The 18176-nt window shown below is 63.2% G+C and carries 19 protein-coding genes; 5 read left to right on the top strand and 14 right to left on the bottom strand.

Translation table 11 applies throughout. The features are described 5' to 3' along the window. The first annotated feature begins 73 nt into the window (after positions 1-73). Positions 74-1126: a lipoyl synthase gene (lipA, locus tag RTH74_RS17115; RefSeq protein WP_316915434.1), complete on the top strand. Its 1053-nt coding sequence runs from the start codon at positions 74-76 to the stop codon at positions 1124-1126. A 207-nt stretch (positions 1127-1333) separates the two neighbouring features. On the opposite strand, the gene lipB is transcribed toward lipA, so the two are convergent. The 11 genes from lipB to RTH74_RS17060 all read right to left on the bottom strand — a co-directional run bounded on the left by lipB (position 1334) and on the right by RTH74_RS17060 (position 11578). Next, positions 1334-1951 carry a lipoyl(octanoyl) transferase LipB gene (gene lipB, locus RTH74_RS17110; protein ID WP_316915433.1) on the bottom strand — a complete coding sequence of 206 codons (618 nt, stop codon included), beginning with the start codon at positions 1949-1951 and terminating at the stop codon, positions 1334-1336. A 5-nt stretch (positions 1952-1956) separates the two neighbouring features. Next, the gene (locus tag RTH74_RS17105) at positions 1957-2235 is read right to left on the bottom strand and encodes a DUF493 domain-containing protein (RefSeq protein ID WP_017675504.1); all 279 of its coding nucleotides are present in this window, start codon (positions 2233-2235) and stop codon (positions 1957-1959) included. A 151-nt stretch (positions 2236-2386) separates the two neighbouring features. Beyond that, positions 2387-3562, bottom strand: a complete 1176-nt coding sequence (locus tag RTH74_RS17100; protein ID WP_316915432.1) for a D-alanyl-D-alanine carboxypeptidase family protein — start codon at positions 3560-3562, stop codon at positions 2387-2389. A 109-nt stretch (positions 3563-3671) separates the two neighbouring features. Continuing rightward, positions 3672-4685 carry a septal ring lytic transglycosylase RlpA family protein gene (locus tag RTH74_RS17095; RefSeq protein WP_106733489.1) on the bottom strand — a complete coding sequence of 338 codons (1014 nt, stop codon included), beginning with the start codon at positions 4683-4685 and terminating at the stop codon, positions 3672-3674. After that, positions 4682-5692: a lytic murein transglycosylase B gene (gene mltB, locus RTH74_RS17090; protein ID WP_316915431.1), complete on the bottom strand. Its 1011-nt coding sequence runs from the start codon at positions 5690-5692 to the stop codon at positions 4682-4684. Before mltB ends, RTH74_RS17095 begins: the two co-directional genes overlap by 4 nt. Positions 5693-5710: 18 nt before the next feature. Then, positions 5711-6814: a rod shape-determining protein RodA gene (gene rodA, locus RTH74_RS17085; protein ID WP_279922021.1), complete on the bottom strand. Its 1104-nt coding sequence runs from the start codon at positions 6812-6814 to the stop codon at positions 5711-5713. Between the two features lie 38 nt (positions 6815-6852). Next, on the bottom strand, positions 6853-8745 hold the full coding sequence (gene mrdA, locus RTH74_RS17080) for a penicillin-binding protein 2 (RefSeq protein WP_106733488.1): 1893 nt from the start codon (positions 8743-8745) through the stop codon (positions 6853-6855). A gap of 10 nt (positions 8746-8755) precedes the next feature. Continuing rightward, a complete protein-coding gene (rlmH, locus tag RTH74_RS17075; RefSeq protein WP_013717179.1) occupies positions 8756-9223 on the bottom strand; it encodes a 23S rRNA (pseudouridine(1915)-N(3))-methyltransferase RlmH in 468 nt (155 codons plus the stop codon). 9 nt (positions 9224-9232) lie between these two features. Then, the gene (rsfS, locus tag RTH74_RS17070; RefSeq protein WP_003240193.1) at positions 9233-9586 is read right to left on the bottom strand and encodes a ribosome silencing factor; all 354 of its coding nucleotides are present in this window, start codon (positions 9584-9586) and stop codon (positions 9233-9235) included. Positions 9587-9652: 66 nt separating this feature from the next. Beyond that, a complete protein-coding gene (gene nadD / locus RTH74_RS17065) occupies positions 9653-10312 on the bottom strand; it encodes a nicotinate-nucleotide adenylyltransferase (protein ID WP_316915430.1) in 660 nt (219 codons plus the stop codon). Next, positions 10313-11578 carry a glutamate-5-semialdehyde dehydrogenase gene (locus tag RTH74_RS17060; RefSeq protein ID WP_316915429.1) on the bottom strand — a complete coding sequence of 422 codons (1266 nt, stop codon included), beginning with the start codon at positions 11576-11578 and terminating at the stop codon, positions 10313-10315. Positions 11579-11812: 234 nt separating this feature from the next. Here RTH74_RS17060 and RTH74_RS17055 point away from each other — a divergent pair, with 234 nt between their 5' ends. Then, positions 11813-12532: a DNA-3-methyladenine glycosylase gene (locus RTH74_RS17055; RefSeq protein ID WP_316915428.1), complete on the top strand. Its 720-nt coding sequence runs from the start codon at positions 11813-11815 to the stop codon at positions 12530-12532. Next, positions 12529-13845, top strand: coding sequence for a bifunctional DedA family/phosphatase PAP2 family protein (locus RTH74_RS17050; protein WP_106733485.1), 1317 nt, complete (start codon positions 12529-12531; stop codon positions 13843-13845). The genes RTH74_RS17055 and RTH74_RS17050 overlap by 4 nt, the downstream gene beginning before the upstream one ends. A gap of 9 nt (positions 13846-13854) precedes the next feature. On the opposite strand, the gene RTH74_RS17045 is transcribed toward RTH74_RS17050, so the two are convergent. Genes RTH74_RS17045 through RTH74_RS17035 form a run of 3 tightly spaced genes read right to left on the bottom strand, consistent with a single transcriptional unit; the run spans position 13855 to position 15572 of the window. Next, complete coding sequence (locus tag RTH74_RS17045; RefSeq protein WP_316915427.1) at positions 13855-14439, bottom strand: LON peptidase substrate-binding domain-containing protein; 585 nt, start codon at positions 14437-14439, stop codon at positions 13855-13857. A 60-nt stretch (positions 14440-14499) separates the two neighbouring features. Next, positions 14500-15216 (bottom strand): LrgB family protein, encoded by a 717-nt coding sequence (locus tag RTH74_RS17040; protein WP_316915426.1) that lies wholly within the window; start codon positions 15214-15216, stop codon positions 14500-14502. Then, on the bottom strand, positions 15213-15572 hold the full coding sequence (locus RTH74_RS17035) for a CidA/LrgA family protein (RefSeq protein WP_179543953.1): 360 nt from the start codon (positions 15570-15572) through the stop codon (positions 15213-15215). Before RTH74_RS17035 ends, RTH74_RS17040 begins: the two co-directional genes overlap by 4 nt. 255 nt (positions 15573-15827) lie before the next feature. On the opposite strand from RTH74_RS17035, the gene RTH74_RS17030 reads away from it, so the two are divergent. Together RTH74_RS17030 and RTH74_RS17025 are read left to right on the top strand one after the other, a co-directional pair. Beyond that, a complete protein-coding gene (locus RTH74_RS17030) occupies positions 15828-16283 on the top strand; it encodes a MaoC family dehydratase (protein WP_099526354.1) in 456 nt (151 codons plus the stop codon). Positions 16284-16431: 148 nt separating this feature from the next. After that, entirely contained in the window at positions 16432-18156 is a 1725-nt protein-coding gene (locus tag RTH74_RS17025) for a C13 family peptidase (protein WP_316915425.1), read from the top strand. The last annotated feature ends 20 nt before the right edge of the window (positions 18157-18176 follow it).

The raw sequence follows: 18176 nt of genomic DNA, 5'->3' as shown, positions 1-18176 counted from the left end.
ACCTTCTGTGGTAGACTGGCCGGCGGCCAAAAGCCACCTGCCCACGGAGCCTCTACCGGAGCCCAGATTTCCGATGTCCGACACCTCCTCGCCCAAATCCGTCGCCAGCGGCGAAAAGTTTCGCACCGCCCAAGGCATCACCGCGATCAAGGATGGCCAGAAGCGCCGCGCCTCGGCCGAGCCCCAGGTTTTCGAACCCAAGCCCAAGTGGCTGCGGGTCAAGGCCCCTGGCGGCAGCCGTTTCGAGGCCGTCAAGCGCAACGTCGGCGAACACCGCCTGAGCACCGTTTGCCAGGAATCGCACTGCCCGAACATGGGCGAGTGCTGGTCCAACGGCACGGCCACCATCATGCTGATGGGCTCGGTGTGCACCCGTGCCTGCCGTTTCTGTGCCGTGGACACCGGCAACCCCAATGGCTGGCTGGATCTGGAAGAGCCACAGAACACCGCCAAATCGGTGGAGCTGATGGCCCTGCGTTATATCGTGCTGACCTCGGTGGATCGTGACGACCTCGAAGACGGCGGCGCCGGCCACTATGCAGCTTGCGTGCGAGCGATCAAGGAAAACACCCCGCAGGTGGTGGTCGAGGCCCTGACTCCGGACTTCGATGGCGATCACCAGGCCATCGAACGCGTGGTCGACTCCGGCCTGGAAGTGTTTGCGCAGAACGTCGAGACGGTCAAACGCCTCACCTATGTGGTTCGCGACCCGCGCGCTGGCTACGAGAAGACCCTCAAGGTGCTCGAGCACGCCAAGAAACACCGTCCGGACGTACTGACCAAGACCAGCCTGATGCTTGGCCTGGGTGAAACCGACGAGGAAATCCTGGAAACCATGGATGACCTGCGCGCCATCGGCGTGGACATCCTTACCCTCGGCCAGTACCTGCAACCCACGCGCAACCACCTCAAGGTGCAACGCTGGGTCAGCCCTGAAGAGTTCAATCGCTTCCGTGACATCGGCCTCGAGAGAGGCTTCATGGAAGTCGCCGCTGGCCCGCTGGTACGTTCCAGCTATCGCGCCGACCGCGTGTTCGAGAAGAACAACCTGGGCCTCGCCGCCCCGGTTCCGGTGCCTGGCCAGGAGGTCAACGCCAGCCTCATTCCGGCGCTGAATCTGAACTGAGATCTTCACGACCAACGAAAAAGGGACGCCTCGGCGTCCCTTTTTCGTTGCTGACAGAAAGATGCACTCGGCACGCCGAAATGCAGTGACCTCATTGCTGCGCACAGCGCGCACTACGCACGACTCAGCCGGACTACAGCTCGTAGGGTGCACCGTGCGCACCAAGAAATCGCCAATATCATGCCGCTTGGGCGGCACCACAATCCGCTACGCGTAGCCCAGACGGGCGCGCAACGCCTGCTCCAGACGTTGCGCCACGTCGTCGAACGCGGGCGGCGATGGCATCAGGTCACGCAGCTGCACCATCTTCAACCCGGCGTAGCCACAGGGGTTGATACGCAGGAAAGGCGCCATTTCCATATCGACGTTCAGCGCCAGGCCGTGGAACGAGCAGCCACGGCTGACGCGCAGCCCCAGGGAAGCGATCTTGTCACCTGCCACGTATACACCGGGCGCATCCGCCTTGGGCGCCGCCTCGATGCCATAGCCGGCCAATAGCTCGACCAGGCTCTGCTCCATGGCGGTGACCAGCTCACGCACGCCGAGATCGAGGCGACGTAGATCGAGCATCAGATAGGCCACCAGCTGCCCAGGACCGTGATAGGTCACCTGCCCGCCACGCTCGACCTGGATCACCGGGATATCGCCCGCAGCGAGCACATGCTCGGCCTTGCCGGCCTGCCCCTGAGTGAACACCTTGGGATGTTGCAGCAACCAGATTTCGTCCGGGGTCTGCGCATCGCGCTCACGGGTCAGTTGGCGCATGGCCTCCAGCGTGGGCTGGTAGTCGACCAGCCCGAGGTGACGGACGACAAGCTCGGGCATGGGTATCACAGCACCATATGCACACGGCCGGTTGCACGCAGATCGACGTGAATCGCCTGCAGCTGCTCGACACCGGTGGCAGTGATCAGCACCTGAACGGAAAGGAAGTTACCGTTGCGGCTGTCACGCATCACCAACGTGGAGGTATCCAGGTCGGGGGCGTGGCGCTGGATCACTTCGATTACCAGGTCGGAGAAACCCTCGCCAGCGGTACCAATGACCTTGATCGGGTAACGCTCACAGGGAAATTCGATTTTTGGCGGTTGGACATCGCTATCGGTCATGGCATCAGCGGGCTTGTGGCCCGTCCAGAAAGGGCCGCTCCGGGTTGGAGCGGCGGGCTAAAAGAGGCATGGCTTACAACACGTAAATGGGCACTGCTTCAGCCGGTTTCAATGCCATGACGACAACGCAGGTCGCTTTCAGCGGTGCCTGTCAGTTGAACAGGCCGAAGAAGAACAGTCGAATGCTGTCCCACAGACGACGCAGCAGGCCGCCCTCTTCTACCGGCTCCAGCGCCACCAGATCGGTGCTGCGCACCACGTCGTCACCCAGTTTGACTTCGACCTTGCCGATCACATCGCCCTGCTGGATCGGGGCGATCAGCTGCGGGTTGATGATCATGCTGGCCTGCAGTTTTTCCAGCTGGCCCTTGGGCATGGTGATGGTCAGGTTCTCTGCCAGACCTGCCTTGACCTGATGTGTAGCGCCCTTCCAGACGGTGGCCTGAGCCAGCTCTGCGCCTTTCTGGTAGAAGGTGCGGCTTTCGAAGAAGCGGAAGCCATAGGTCAGCAGCTTCTGGGTTTCCGCCGCACGGGCCTGCTCGCTGTCGGTACCGAATACCGAGGTGATCATGCGCGCGCCATCACGCACGGCCGAGGCCACCAGGCAGTAGCCGGCCTCCGAGGTGTGACCGGTTTTCAGGCCATCGACGGTACGGTCGCGCCACAGCAGCAGGTTACGGTTGGGCTGTTTGATGTTGTTCCAGAGGAACTCCTTCTGCGAGTAGATCGCATAGTGCTCGGCGTCCTCGTCGATGATCGCGCGCGCCAGGATCGCCATGTCATGGGCACTGGAGTAGTGCTCCGGGTGCGGCAGGCCGGTAGCGTTCATGAAGTGGCTGTTCTTCATGCCCAAGCGTTCGGCGGTGGCGTTCATCATGTCGGCGAAGGCGTCTTCGCTGCCGGCGATGTATTCGGCGATGGCGATGCTGGCGTCGTTGCCGGACTGGATGATGATGCCGTGCAGCAGATCGTCGACCGTGGCCTGGCTGTTCAGTGGCAGGAACATGGTGGAACCACCGGACGCGGCGCCACCGGTGCGCCAGGCATGCTCGCTGATGGTCACCAGATCCTGCTCGCCGATCTTGCCGTTGCGGATTTCCAGGGTGGCGATGTAGGCGGTCATCAGCTTGGTCAGACTGGCCGGCGGCAGGCGCTGGTCAGCGTTGTTCTCGACCAGGACGTTGCCGCTGGCGGCGTCCATCAGCACATAGGATTTGGCGGCCAGTTGCGGCGCCGCAGGCACCACCTGCTGGTTGGCCATGGCGAGTGGCGCGGCCAGAAGGGTAAGAACCAGTGAAGCACGTTGCACGAAGCTGGTGATGTTCATCCGTCTCTCGAAAATCGTTGCATGGGTTGTACGGCCCCGTAGGGCCATCTTTCGACTCGCCAGTAGGCGAGCCTCGGATTTAGTCCGGCAAACACCGGTTAAGTTGCCATCAGTCGGCACGCACGAGCGTGGGCTGCCCCAGGTTGGCCAGGCGCACACTGCTCTGCAGCTGCTCAGCCTCGCCCTGGTTGCTGATCGGCCCCATGCGCACCCGATGCAGAATCTGCTGGTCGCGCACCACTGAGCTGATGAACACCGGCACACTGCTGGTCTGGCTCAGCTTGGACTTGAGCAGCTCCGCAGCGTCCGGATTGGCGAAGGCTCCCACCTGGAGATACAGGCCAGAGGCTCCGAGTGAATCGTTTTTTTTTGCGTCGATCTGCACAGGCACCACCGCAGCGGCGTGCTGTGCGGGCGGCGGCGCGTACTGCTCGACGACCTGCGGCACGGGCTGCGCGACGGGTTGAGCAACAGCAGCCTTGGCCGGCTGATTGTTGGCCAGCACCAATGGCACCGGACGGCCCTGCTGCGCCCACCACTCGTGCGGGTCGATACCTTCGACCTTGACCCGCGCAGTGCCCTTCTCGGCATAGCCGAGCTTCTTAGCGGCAGCGAAGGACAGATCGATGATGCGGTCGGAGTAGAACGGCCCACGGTCATTGACCCGCAGGATCACCACCTTGCCGTTCTCCAGGTTGGTCACGCGCACGTAACTGGGCAGCGGCAATGTCTTGTGCGCTGCGGTCATGCCATACAGATCGTAGGTTTCGCCGTTGGCAGTGGCCTGGCCATGGAATTTGGTGCCGTACCAGGAAGCAGGCCCTGTCGCCTGGTAGCGACGGGCGTCCTGAATCGGGTAGTACTGCTTGCCGAACACCACATAGGGGCTGGCTTTGACCGGCCCGTAATGTGGCATGGGGATGGCGTCCTGAATCTTCGAGACATCGACGTCCCACCAGGGTGCGCCATCTCTGTGTGGACGGTTGAAATCATCCGGGCCAGAGATACCGGCCGACTGACCGGGCACCACCGCGGGCTGCGGTGCCCGATTGGAGGAGCAGCTCGCCAGCAACAGCGCTGCCGTTACGCAGGCTGCCAGCGGCAGCAGTTTGGACGCACTCATCGATTACCCCGCGTTTCGACCAGCAGTTCGGCCAGTTGGTTGACTGCCATGGCATACATCACGCTGCGATTGTAGCGGGTGATGGTGTAGAAGTTGGGCAAACCGAACCAGTATTCGTCGCCTTGCGCGCCTTCCAGACGGAATGCGGTCACCGGCAGGTCTTCTGCCAGTTTGTCCTGGCTCTTCCAGCCCAGCGCGCGCAGTTCGGCGACGCTTTTCACCGGGTCCAGGCCCTGGGTCAGGCCTTCGTCGACGCGAGCACCGCTGGCCTCGACGCGACTGGCGACCTGGCCGCCGGCCTGCCAGCCGTGACGCTTGAAATAGCTGGCAACACTGCCGATGGCATCGGTCGGGTTGCTCCAGATGTTGATATGGCCGTCGCCGTCGAAGTCCACGGCGTAAGCACGGAAGCTGCTCGGCATGAACTGCGGCAAGCCCATGGCACCGGCGTAAGAGCCCTTGAGGCTGGTCGGGTCGACCTGCTCCTCACGGGTCAGCAGCAGAAACTCACGCAGTTCCTTGCGGAAGAACGGTGCACGCGGCGGATAATCGAAGGCCAGGGTCGACAGTGCATCCATCACCCGCCAGCTGCCGGTATTGCCGCCGTAGAACGTTTCCACGCCGATGATGGCGACGATGAACTGTGGCGGCACGCCGTACTCGGCTTCTGCCTTTTCCAGCGCCGCCTGGTTCTTGTTCCAGAACTCGACACCCTGGGCGATACGCTTGTCGGTGATGAAGATCGGGCGATAGTCCTTCCAGGGTTTGACCTTCTCGGCCGGACGCGAGATGGCGTCGAGAATCGCCTGCTTGCGCTCGACCTCGGCGAACAGACTGACCAGTTGCTCACTGGCAAAGCCATAGTCGCGGGTCATTTCCTCGATGAACTCGGCCACCTGCGGCGAGCCGTCGTAATCGGCCGCCAGCGCCTGAGCGCCAGTGCCGAACACGCCGGCGATACCGACTCCCATCAACGTACGAGCAGCCCAACTACGCAGAGAATGCATTAACCCATAACTCCCAAATCAAACCTGAGCGATCCACTTTCTGTGGGTGTGGATCGCCATCAATATCCCGAAGCCTGACAACAGCGTGACCAGATGGGTTCCGCCATAACTAATGAAGGGCAGCGGAACCCCAACCACCGGCAGCAACCCGCTGACCATGCCGATGTTGACGAATACGTAGACGAAGAAGGTCATGGTCAGCGCCCCGGCCAGCAGCTTGCCGAACAGCGTCTGCGCCTGGGCGGTGATCACCAGGCCGCGCGCCAGCAGTAGCAGATAGAGCAACAACAACAGACAGACGCCGACCAGGCCGAACTCCTCCGCGAGCACGGCAATGATAAAGTCCGTGTGGCTTTCCGGCAAAAAATCCAGGTGCGACTGAGTACCCAGCAACCAGCCCTTGCCCAATACACCGCCGGAACCGATGGCGGCCTTGGACTGGATAATGTTCCAGCCCGCGCCCAGCGGGTCGCTCTCCGGGTTGAGAAAGGTCAGCACGCGGCGTTTCTGGTAGTCATGCATGACGAAGTACCACATGCCCACCGCGACCGGCACCACGGCAGCGGCGGCGCCGATGATCCAGCGCCACTGCAGGCCGGCCATGAACACCACGAACGCACCCGAGGCGAGGATCAGCAACGAGGTGCCCAGGTCCGGCTGCTTGACGATCAGTACGAAGGGCACACCGATCATCGCCAGGCTGACGACAATATGCTTGAAGCGCGGCGGCAGGTTGTGCCGCGACAGGTACCAGGCGATGGTCATCGGCATGATGATCTTCATCAGTTCCGACGGCTGGAAGCGGATCACCCCGGGGATATTGATCCAGCGTGTGGCGCCCATCGCGGTATGGCCCATTACTTCCACCACCATCAGCAGCGCGACGCCTATCACGTAGGCAAGGGGCACCCAACGCGCCATGAAGCGCGGGTCGAACTGGGCAATCACCACCACCGCGAGCATGCCAATGCCAAAGGACGACGCCTGCTTGAGCAGCAGGTCGATGTTCTTGCCACTGGCCGAATACAGAATGAACAGGCTGCCAGTGCCGAGAATCAGCAACAGCAGCAGCAACCAGCCATCGATGTGCATACGCTGCAGCAGGCTGGCGCGACGACGCAGCACGTCCTCGTCGGACAGGGTACGGTCGAAATTGCTGATCATCGCTGACTGACCTCGGCAGGCTTGGGCAACGCGAACTTGGCCTTGAGCTGGCCGGTTTCCTTATCCAGCAGCCAGGCATCCATCACCTGCTTGACCACGGGCGCGGCAACACCGGAGCCGGACTCACCGTTCTCCACCATGACCGCGACGGCGATCTGCGGGTTGTTCGCCGGTGCAAAACCGATGAACAGCGCGTGGTCGCGGTGGCGCTCCTGTACCTTGTTACGGTCGTACTTCTCACCCTGCTTGATCGCCACCACCTGCGCCGTACCGCTCTTACCGGCGATACGATAGACCGAACTGTCACCAACCTTGCGCGCGGTACCGCGAGGGCCGTGCAACACCTCTTCCATGCCGCGAATGCCGTAATCCCAGAACTTGGGATCACGCAGGACGATATCCGCAATCGGATTGGGGTCTGACGGCAGGCGGCCGTCGACGCTCTTGGCCAGGTGTGGGCGAATCCACTTGCCGCGCGTGGCCATCAATGCGGTGGCCTGCGCCAATTGCAGCGGCGTGGTCTGCATGTAGCCCTGACCGATACCGAGAATCAGCGTCTCGCCCGGATACCAGGGTTGGCGATAACGCGCCCGTTTCCAGTCGCGAGAAGGCATCAGGCCGGCGGTTTCTTCGAACATGTCCAGCGAAACACGCTGCCCAAGGCCGAAGCGGCTCATGTAATCGTGCATGCGATCGACGCCCATCTTGTGCGCCAGATCGTAGAAATAGGTGTCGTTGGAGCGAGCGATGGCCAGATTGAGATCGACCCAACCGTCACCAGTACGGTTCCAGTTACGGTATTTGTGGCTGTGGTTGGGCAACTGATAGAAGCCTGGGTCGAACACCCGCGAAGTAGGCGTGACCACACCGGCATCGAGACCGGCCACAGCAACCATCGGTTTGATCGTCGAACCCGGCGGGTAAAGGCCGCGCAGCACCCGGTTATACAGCGGCTGATCGATGGAGTCGCGCAGCTCACCGTAGGCCTTGAAGCTGATACCGGTGACGAAGGGGTTGGGGTCGAAGCTGGGCTGGCTGACCATCGCCAAGACTTCGCCATTATTCGGATCGATGGCTACCACGGCGCCACGTCGACCGCCCAGGGCGTTCTCGGCCGCCTCCTGCAGGTGCACGTCGAGGCTGAGCACAATGTCCTTGCCCGGTTTCGGATCGACGCGGTTGAGTACGCGCAATACGCGGCCACGGGCATTGGTCTCGACCTCCTCATAGCCGACCTCGCCGTGCAGCTCGTCCTCGTAGAAACGCTCGATACCGGTCTTGCCGATATGGTGCGTGCCGGCATAGTCGGTAGGGTCGAGGCGCTTGAGCTCCTGCTCGTTGATGCGCCCGACATAGCCGACCGAATGAGCGAAGTGCTCCTGCTGCGGGTAATGCCGCACCAGCTGCGCAGCCACCTCGACGCCCGGCAGACGGAACTGGTTGACCGCGATGCGGGCAATCTGCTCCTCGCTCAGCTCGAACAGGATCGGTACCGGTTCGAACGGACGCCGCCCCTGGCGCACGCGGCGTTCGAACAACGCGCGCTCGTCCTCGCTAAGTTCCAGCACCTCGACCACTGTGTCGAGCACGCTGAGCCAATCACCGGCACGCTCACGGGTCACGGTCAGGCTGAAGCTGGGACGGTTGTCGGCGATGATCACGCCGTTTCGGTCGTAGATCAGCCCACGGGTCGGCGGCAGCGGCTGCACGTGGATGCGGTTGTTCTCTGCCAGAGTGCTGTGATGCTCGTACTGAATCACCTGCAGGTAGTACATGCGCATGACCAGCACGCAGGTCAGCAGGATGATCACCACGCCGCCGACGAGCACCCGGCGCTTGACCAGGCGAGCGTCCTTTTCGTGATCCTTGAGGCGAATCGGCTGCGGCATGACTACTTGATCACTTGTGGTACGGGTGGCCGGACAATACGGTCCAGGCTCGGTAGATCTGCTCGCCGAGCAGGATACGCACCAGCGGATGCGGCAACGTCAGCGGCGACAGCGACCAGCGCTGCTCGCTACGCGCGCAGACCTCCGGTGCCAGCCCTTCCGGGCCACCAACCATGAGGTTGACGTTGCGTGCATCGAGGCGCCAGCGATCGAGCTCCGCTGCCAGTTGCTCGGTGCTCCATGGCTTGCCATGGACCTCCAGCGTGACGATACGTTCGCCGGGCTGCACCTTGCTCAGCATGGCCTCGCCCTCCTGACGGATCAGGCGGGCGACGTCGGCATTCTTGCCGCGGGTGTTGAGGGGAATTTCCACCAGTTCCAGCGGCAACTCGGCAGGCAGACGCTTGACGTACTCCTGCCAGCCCTCTTCGACCCAGCGCGGCATGCGCGAACCGACGGCGATCAGTTTGATCCGCACGGTTTACGCTTACTCGGCCGAATGTTGCGCGCGGCTCTGCTCGGCGCCCTGCCACAGGCGCTCGAGGTCGTAGAACTGACGCGCGGTCGGCAGCATCACGTGCACGACGATGTCGCCGAGGTCGAGCAGGGCCCATTCGCCGCTGTCCAGACCTTCGCTACCGATCGGGCGCACGCCCTGCTCCTTGACCTTTTCCAGCACGTTTTCCACCAGCGATTTGACCTGACGGCTGGAGCTACCGCTGGCGATCACCATGAAGTCGGTGATGCTGGTCTTGTCCTTGACGTCGATCACGGTGATGTCGGTCGCCTTGATCTCTTCCAGCGCCGCCACGGCGATCTTGACCAGCTCTTCGCTGGGCATGTTCTGCTTGCTCATAAATGACTCATTTGCCTCGTGTAATGGACGCCAGCGCACATGCGCAGCGTTTCAAGCATTGGGCGCACGGTACAGATCGTGCGCCTGGATATAGGCCAGCACCGCATCGGGCAGCAGATATCGCGCCGAGCGGCCGGTTGCCAGTAAATGGCGAATCTGCGTGGCGGAAATCGCCAGCGGAGTCTGCCAGATGAAACTGATTTGCCCGCCTGCACCCTGCAGGCTCAGCGGGTCGCTGACACTGCGTGCAGCCAGCAGATCGCGCAGCGCCTCCGGCGCCTCGCTGTCGGCATCCGGCCGCTGCAGCACCAGCAGATGGCAGTGTTGCAGCAACTCCTGCCAACGATGCCAACTCGGCAGGCCGCAAAAAGCGTCCCAGCCAAGCAGCAGAAACAGCTGATCGTCCGCCGCCGACTCGGCACGCACCGACTCCAGCGTGTCCACCGTGTACGACGGCTTGTCGCGAAGAAGCTCGCGGTCATCGACCGTCAACAGCGCCTCGCCAGAGACCGCCAGTTCGACCATGGCCAGGCGCTGCTCGGCCGTCGCCTGCGGCGTATCACGGTGCGGCGGCCTGGCGCTGGGGATCAACCGCAGCTCGTCCAGCGCCATGAATTCCGCCACTTCCAGCGCGGCACGCAGATGCCCGATATGCACCGGGTTGAAGGTACCGCCGAGCAGGCCGATGCGTCGGGCGCCGAGTCCGTTCATTTATGTGCGAATGTGTCCATCGCCAAAGACCACGTACTTCTCGCTGGTCAGGCCGTCCAGGCCGACCGGGCCGCGTGCGTGCAGCTTGTCGGTGGAGATGCCGATCTCCGCACCCAGGCCGTACTCGAAGCCATCGGCGAAGCGAGTCGAGGCATTCACCATCACCGAAGCGGAATCCACTTCGGTGAGGAAGCGCCGCGCATCGCTGAAATTCTCGGTGATGATCGAATCGGTGTGCTGCGAGCCGTAGTGGTTGATGTGCTCGATGGCCGCATCCAGCGAGTCGACGATGCGAATCGCCAGGATCGGCGCGTTGTACTCGGCGAACCAGTCGTCTTCGCTCGCTTCCAGCACATCGCCGCCCAGCAGCTCGCGGGTGGCGGCATCGCCACGCAGCTCAACACCTTTGTCGCGGTAGATGGCGGCCAGCGGCGGCAGCACCTTGCCCGCCACGGCAGCGTGCACCAGCAGGGTTTCCATGGCGTTGCACGGCGAGTAGCGCTGGGTCTTGGCGTTGTCGGCAACGCGAATCGCCTTGTCCAGATCAGCGGCGATGTCGATATAGACGTGGCAAACGCCGTCCAGATGCTTGATCACCGGCACCTTGGCATCGCGGCTGATGCGCTCGATCAGGCCCTTGCCACCGCGCGGCACGATCACGTCGACGAATTTCGGCATGGTGATCAGCTCACCGACGGCAGCACGATCAGTGGTTTCCACCACCTGCACGGCAGCCGCCGGCAGGTCGGCCTCGGCCAGGCCCTGCTGGATGCAGCGGGCAATCGCCTGGTTGGAATGAATGGCCTCGGAGCCGCCACGCAGGATGGTGGCATTACCGGACTTCAGGCACAGGCTGGCGGCATCGATGGTCACGTTCGGACGCGACTCGTAGATGATACCGATCACGCCCAGCGGCACGCGCATCTTGCCGACCTGAATGCCGGACGGCAGGTAGCGCATGCCCTGAATCTCGCCAATCGGGTCAGGCAGGGTCGCCACCTGGCGCAGGCCTTCGATCATGCTGTCGATCACCGCCGGCGTCAGCGCCAGGCGGTCGACCATGGCCGGCTCCAGACCGCTGGCGCGGGCGGCTGCCAGGTCCAGTTCATTAGCGGCAGTCAGCTCGGCGCGAGCGGCGTCGAGGGCATTGGCGGCGGCCTGCAGCGCGCGATTTTTCTGCGCGGTACTGGCGCGGGCGAGCACCTTTGATGCCTGGCGGGCGGCTTGGCCCAGGCGGGTCATGTAGTCGTGCACGGACTCGGTCATGGCGGCGGAGGTCTGGCAGTTGGAAAAAGGGGCTGATTATAGCGGGCTCGCAGGGCCGCGCCCAGCGGCGTCTGGCAAGCGGTAGGTAACCCATCCGCCGGGTGATGAATGCCAGACGTAGCCGATGTAACGCGCCGTGGGCAACCGCGGCCATCATGGGCACTGGAACGTTCAGGCATTTTTAAGCTTCTTGTTGCTATGCTCGCCGCCCGAGACTTAGCACCCGTGCGACAGATGAAGCCTGCCGACCCCACTCTCAGCTTGCCCTGGCCTGATACCAATCCATTGCCCGACACCTTCTTCGACCGCGATGCACAGCTGCTCGCCCGCGAACTGCTTGGCAAGGTCATCCGCCATCGCGTCGGTGCGCTATGGCTAAGTGCACGGATCATCGAGACCGAGGCCTACTACCTAGTCGACAAGGGCAGCCATGCATCGCTCGGCTACACAGAGAAGCGCAAGGCGCTGTTCGCAGATGGCGGGCATATCTACATGTACTACGCGCGCGGCGGCGATTCGCTGAACTTCAGCGCTCACGGGCCTGGTAACGCGGTGCTGATCAAATCCGCACATCCCTGGGTCGATGCCATCAGCGGCCCCGATGCCCTGGCGGCGATGCAACGCAACAACCCGGGCAGCCTCGACCAACCCCGCGCCATCGAGCGCTTGTGCGCCGGGCAGACGCTGCTCTGCAAGGCGCTGGGTCTGAAAGTGCCGGACTGGGATGCGCGCCGTTTCGATCCGCAGCGACTGTTCGTCGAAGATGTCGGCGAACGACCGCATGTGATCATCCAGTGCGCGCGCCTGGGTATCCCCAAGGGCCGCGACGAAGACCTGCCCTACCGTTTCGTTGATGCCGCCTACGCACGTCACTGCACACGCAACCCTTTGCGTCGTGGACAGGTCGAAGGGCGTGATTATCGATTGTTGAGCGCTTCAGGAGCAGAACAATGAGCGTCTGGCTGGATAACCTGACCACCTGGCTGAGTGGCAACCCGCAATGGCTGGGGGTGGCGATCTTTATCATCGCCCTGCTCGAATGCCTGGCCCTGGTAGGCATCGTGCTGCCTGGCGTGGTGCTGCTGTTCAGCGTCGCGCTGCTCGCCGGCAGCGGGATACTGACGCTGTGGCAGACGCTACTGCTGGCCTACACCGGCGCGCTGTGTGGCGACATGATTTCCTACGCGCTGGGCAGACGCTTCAAACACAACATCGGGCGCCTGCCGGTGCTGCGCCATCATCCGCAGTGGATTTTGCGTGCCGAGCTCTACTTCCGTCATTACGGCGTGGCCAGCCTGTTGGTCGGTCGTTTCATCGGCCCGCTGCGCCCAATGCTGCCGCTGGTAGCCGGCATGCTGAACATGCCAGTGCTGCGTTTCATACTGGTCAGCCTGGTGGCGGCAGCCGGCTGGGCGGTGGCTTACCTGCTGCCGGGCTGGGCGACCGGCGCGGCCCTGCGCCTGCCAATGGCAGAAGGTTTCTGGACGGAAGCAGCGGTACTGCTGGCCGGTATTGGCGTGATCCTGCTGCTGACCATTCAAGCCAGCCTGGCGGAAAAGCCACGCGCCAGCCTGCTCGGTGGCGGCCTCAGCCTGTTACTGCTGTTGGCCATCATCATCGGCTGGCCGCATCTCGATGCGCTGGATCAGGGCCTGATGTCTTTGGTCCAGGAACAGCGCCAGCCGCACCTGGATCAATGGATCGGCACCCTGACCCGGCTGGGCGACTTCCATATCCAGTTGGCGGCGGCTGCAGTGCTGTGCGCCTTGCTGTTCCTGGCACGGCAATGGCGTCACCTGCTCTTCGCCGGCTCGACCCTGCTGGTCACGGCGCTAGGCAATACCACGCTCAAGCATGGCTTTGCCCGGGCGCGCCCTGACGTGCTGAGCGAGCCACTGACCACCTTCAGCTTTCCCAGCGGCCACAGTTCGGCAGCCTTTGCCTTTTTCCTGGTGCTGGGGGTGCTGGCCGGCCGTGGTCAATCGGCACGCCTGCGCCTGGCCTGGCTGGTAGTGGCGTGCCTGCCAGCCTTGGCGATCGCCTTGTCGCGGGTCTACCTGGGGGTGCACTGGCCCAGCGACATTATCGCCGGCGCTCTGTTGGCCTCGGCGGTATGCGGCCTGAGCCTGGCCCTGTGTCAGCGCCAGGAAGCGCTGCCGCCGCTACCGGCGCGCCTGTGGTGGATCATCCTGCCCGCCTGCCTATCGGTGCTGGGCGCCATGGCGACCTGGCAGTTGTCCACCGCACTGCTGCGCTATTCCTATTAAGGCGTCGCCTCAGACATCGCCCTGGAGCACTTCCAGCATGGCGTGCAGTTGCTCCAGGCGCAGGGCAGGATCATCGAGCTGAAGTAGCTGCAGTTTCTGCGCCGGCTCCAGCGGCAATAGATAGGCCAGCTGATTGGCCAGTTGCTGCTGACCGGCGACCACGCCGGTCATATCCAGGCCCGCCACCAGCGGATGCTCGGCCAGGGCCGCGTGCAAGGCGGCCAGGTCAGCGTGCTCGGCCTGCAGCGGACTGTTGGGTTGCTCCTCCAACCACTGCACGTCGGCGACGGTCAGTTGATCCGGCAGAACCTGGGCGCGCTCGACATGAAAACGCCGACCGCCCTCGACGCGAATACCCAGCAGACCATTGGTACGCTGCTGAAAGTCGCGCACCAACGCCTCGCAGCCAATAGCGGCGAAACGGCTGGCGGCTTCTCCCACTTCTTCGCCCTCGACGATGCACACCACCCCGAACCCCGTGCCCTGTTTCATGCAGCGGCTGATCATGTCCAGGTAGCGTGCCTCGAATATCTGCAGGTCGAGCACGCAGCCGGGAAACAGAACGGTGTTGAGCGGGAACAGCGGGAGCTTCATGGTTTACGGCCTGTTATCAACGCAAGGCTGCCGGAGCATCAGGGATGGTCAGGCAGGCTCTCACAGGAGCATGACAATCGCCAGCGGCAACAGCACGGCGGTGATGACCCCCATCAGGCTCATCGCCAGCGCGGCGAAGGCGCCGCACTCGTCGCTCTCCTGCAGGGCACGCGCCGTACCCACGGCATGCGCGGTGATGCCCAGCGCCATACCCTGCGCCGCCGGATGATGAACCCGGCACAGTCGCAGAATGGACGGTCCGACGATGGCGCCGATGACCCCGGTGATCATCACGAACACCGCCGCCAGGGCCGCGATACCACCGATCTGATCGGCCACCAGCATGGCGATCGGCGAGGTCACCGATTTCGGCGCCATGCTCATCAGCATGATGTGCTCGGCGCCGAACAGCCAGGCCAGGCCCGCACCGAGTAAGGTGGCGAAGGTGCCGGCAATCAGCAACGTCAGGATGATCGGCCAGAACAGCTGGCGAATCCGCCGCAGGTTAAGGTATAGCGGCACGGCCAGGGCCACGGTGGCCGGGCCGAGCAGTAGCGTCAGCGCCGCGACGCTGTTGCGGTATTCGGCGAAACTCAGGCCGCACAGCAGCAGAATGCCGATTACCGTGAGCATCGACACCAGTACCGGTTGCAGGAACACCCAGCGAGTACGCTCGTAGGCGGCCATGGCCAGTTGGTAGGCGCCCAGGGTGATGCCGATGCCGAACAGCGGGTGATGAGTCAATGCCTGCCAGGCGCCCTGCCAATCCGGACTCATACGTCCTCCTGGCGCTGCTGACGCTCGATCAATTTCTGCATCAGCCAGCCAGCGAAGGCCAGCGACACCAGCAACGACAGTACCAGCGCGCCGACCACAGCCCAGAAATCGGCGGCGATATCGCTGGCATAAGCCATCACGCCCACTGCCGGCGGCACCAGGATCAGTGGTAGGTATTTGAGCAGGCTGCTGGACGCGACGCTGAGCGGTTCCCCCACCTCGCCACGCAGCATGAGAAAGACGAACAACAACAGCATGCCGATGATCGGGCCAGGCAACATCGGCAGCAGCAGAACGTTGAGGGCAGTGCCGAGCAACTGGCACAGCACCAACCAGGAAAGGCCGCGAAGCAGCATGTTTGAAGTCTCCGAAAAACGAGCGATGGCCGCGGCCTCCGCTCATAAGAGGGGATTCCGGGCATCTATTAAGGCATGTCGGCCATTATAGGCGTGATGCCATCTCGCTGGCCTCTGTATTGCTTCGTCGAGCGGGCCTATGCAGCGTCATTCATCACGCCAAGGCAGGCTTGACCCGATGCCGCCCCCATGATGATCTAGGCCGCAACGGTTTCACGCACACAAGAAAAACACCCGCGTCCTCAAGGAGGAACTATGCCGTTAGTACCCGTAGCAGAGCTCAAGGACTATGTTGGCAAGGAACTCGGCAAGTCCGAGTGGCTGACCATCGACCAGCAGCGCATCAACCAGTTCGCCGAGTGCACCGGCGACCACCAGTTCATCCACGTCGACCCGGAAAAGGCCAAGCTGACCCCCTTCGGCACCACCATCGCCCACGGTTTCCTGTCGCTGTCGCTGGTGCCGATGCTGATGGAAAAGATCATGATCATGCCGCAGGGCCTGAAGATGGCAGTGAACTACGGCCTCGACAGCGTGCGTTTCATCCAGCCGGTCAAGGTCAACTCCAAGGTGCGCCTGGTGGTGACGCTGGTCGACGCCAACGAGAAGAACCCCGGCCAGTGGCTGCTCAAGGCACGTGCCGTGCTGGAGATCGAAGGCCAGGAGAAACCTGCCTACATCGCCGAGCCGCTGACCCTCTGCTTCGTCTGATCCCTCCCGGGTATCTCCAGTCGCTCCTGTTTCCCGTGCCCTGCGCCGGAACAGGAGCGATCCTGCATCCGTAACGAGTGCGGCTATGCAGCGCAAGCATCCAGGCTTGCGGCATACTGCGTGCAAAGCACCGACCTGGACGTCCGTCATGAATCCCCTTGCCCTGCGTTTGCTGCCGCTGTGCCTGTCCTTGCTGCTCGCCGGTTGCGATGAGGCGCGCCCGCTGTTGCCGGCCAATGCCACCCTACCCGATGGCGGCCAGTATCGCGGCGAGATAGTCGACGGCTTGCTGCAAGGCCCCGGGCGGCTGGACTACCGCAATGGCAGCTGGTTCGTCGGCCAGTTCAAGGACGGCATGCTCGAAGGTAGCGGCGAATGGCAGGGCCCCGGCGGCGAGCACTACCTGGGCGAATTTCACGAAGGCATGTTCCATGGCCAGGGCACCCTGACCTACAGCGACGGTAGCCGCTACGAAGGTGGTTTCGAACGCAACCGTTTCAGCGGCGTCGGCCTGCTCGAACAGGGCGGCCAGCGCTACCAGGGGGAATTTCTCAACGACCGTTTCCATGGCCTGGGCAAACTGGAGATGGCCGACGGTAGCAGCTTCCAGGGCCAGTTCGTCAACGGCCAGGCAGAGGGCCAGGGCGTGCGCAGCGACGCCTACGGCAACCAGTACAGCGGCGTGTTCGTGCAAGGGCTGCTCAGTGGCCAGGGCAGTTACCGCAATGCCGATGGCGACAACTACAGCGGTGGTTTCCAGAACGACGAGTTTCATGGAAAGGGCCGCTACCAGAGCGCTGGCGGCGAGACCTGGGCCGGCGAGTTCGTCGAGGGCGTGCTGCAGGGCCCCGGCGAGTACACCGACGGCGAAGGCACCCGCTACCTTGGCGAGTTCGCCGACTGGCAGTACGAAGGCGAAGGCCTGCTCACTCTGCCCGACGGCAGCGCCTACCGCGGCCACTTTTCAGGTGGTGATTACAGCGGCGAGGGCACTCTGACCCTGGCCGATGGCAAGCGCCAGTCAGGCACCTGGCAAAGCGGCCGCCTGGTACGCGACGAGCAGGGTCAGGTCCTGCCTGACAGCCTCGAACTGGGCCTGCTGCAACAGGGGCAGCTGCTCGACCAGGCCATCGCCGCTATCCCAACCTCGACACCAGCACGCGAACTGTATGCGCTGACCCTGGCCGGTGACGGCAAGCAAAGCGTATTCATGCGCGAAGCCGATTACGTCAGCCGACTGATGCGCGAGCGCTTCGGTGCCTATGGCAGCATCACCTTGGTCAACCATCGCGACCATCTTGCCGACCGCCCGCTGGCCACTCGCGAGAATCTCACCCGCGCGGTGCAGGCGCTGGCCGAACGCAGCGGCGAGGAAGACCTGATCTTCATTTACCTGACCAGCCACGGCTCGCGCCGCCATGAACTCAATCTCGACCAGCCGCGCCTGCAACTGGCCGACCTGCCTGCCAGCGAGCTGGCTGCCCTGCTCGCTCCGCTCAAGCAGCGCAACAAGGTGGTGGTGATTTCCGCCTGCTACTCCGGCGGTTTCATCCCGCCGCTGAAAGACGAAAAGACCCTGGTGATGACCGCCGCGCGCGCCGACCGGGTGTCCTTCGGCTGCAGCGAGGAAAACGACTTCACCTATTTCGGTCGCGCCCTGTTCGCCGAAGCGCTGGGCGAGACCGACAACCTTGAACGGGCCTTCGAACTGGCCAAGGAACGTGTCGCCGAGCGTGAGCAGAGCGACGGCTTCGAACCTTCCGAACCGCAGATCTGGGCGCCCCGCGGCGTACTCCAGCACTGGCGTGAACTGCGCCAAAGCCAGGCCGAGCGTGCGCTCGGTGCCGTGGCCAGCGGTCCGGCAAAGGACTAACAGGCCGTTGAAAAACGTAG

Source organism: Pseudomonas sp. zfem001 (assembly GCF_032621725.1).
GTDB classification, from domain to species: domain Bacteria; phylum Pseudomonadota; class Gammaproteobacteria; order Pseudomonadales; family Pseudomonadaceae; genus Aquipseudomonas; species Aquipseudomonas sediminis.
Note: the sequence above shows the minus strand (reverse complement) of the source record. Positions and strands in the feature narration are given on the sequence as shown.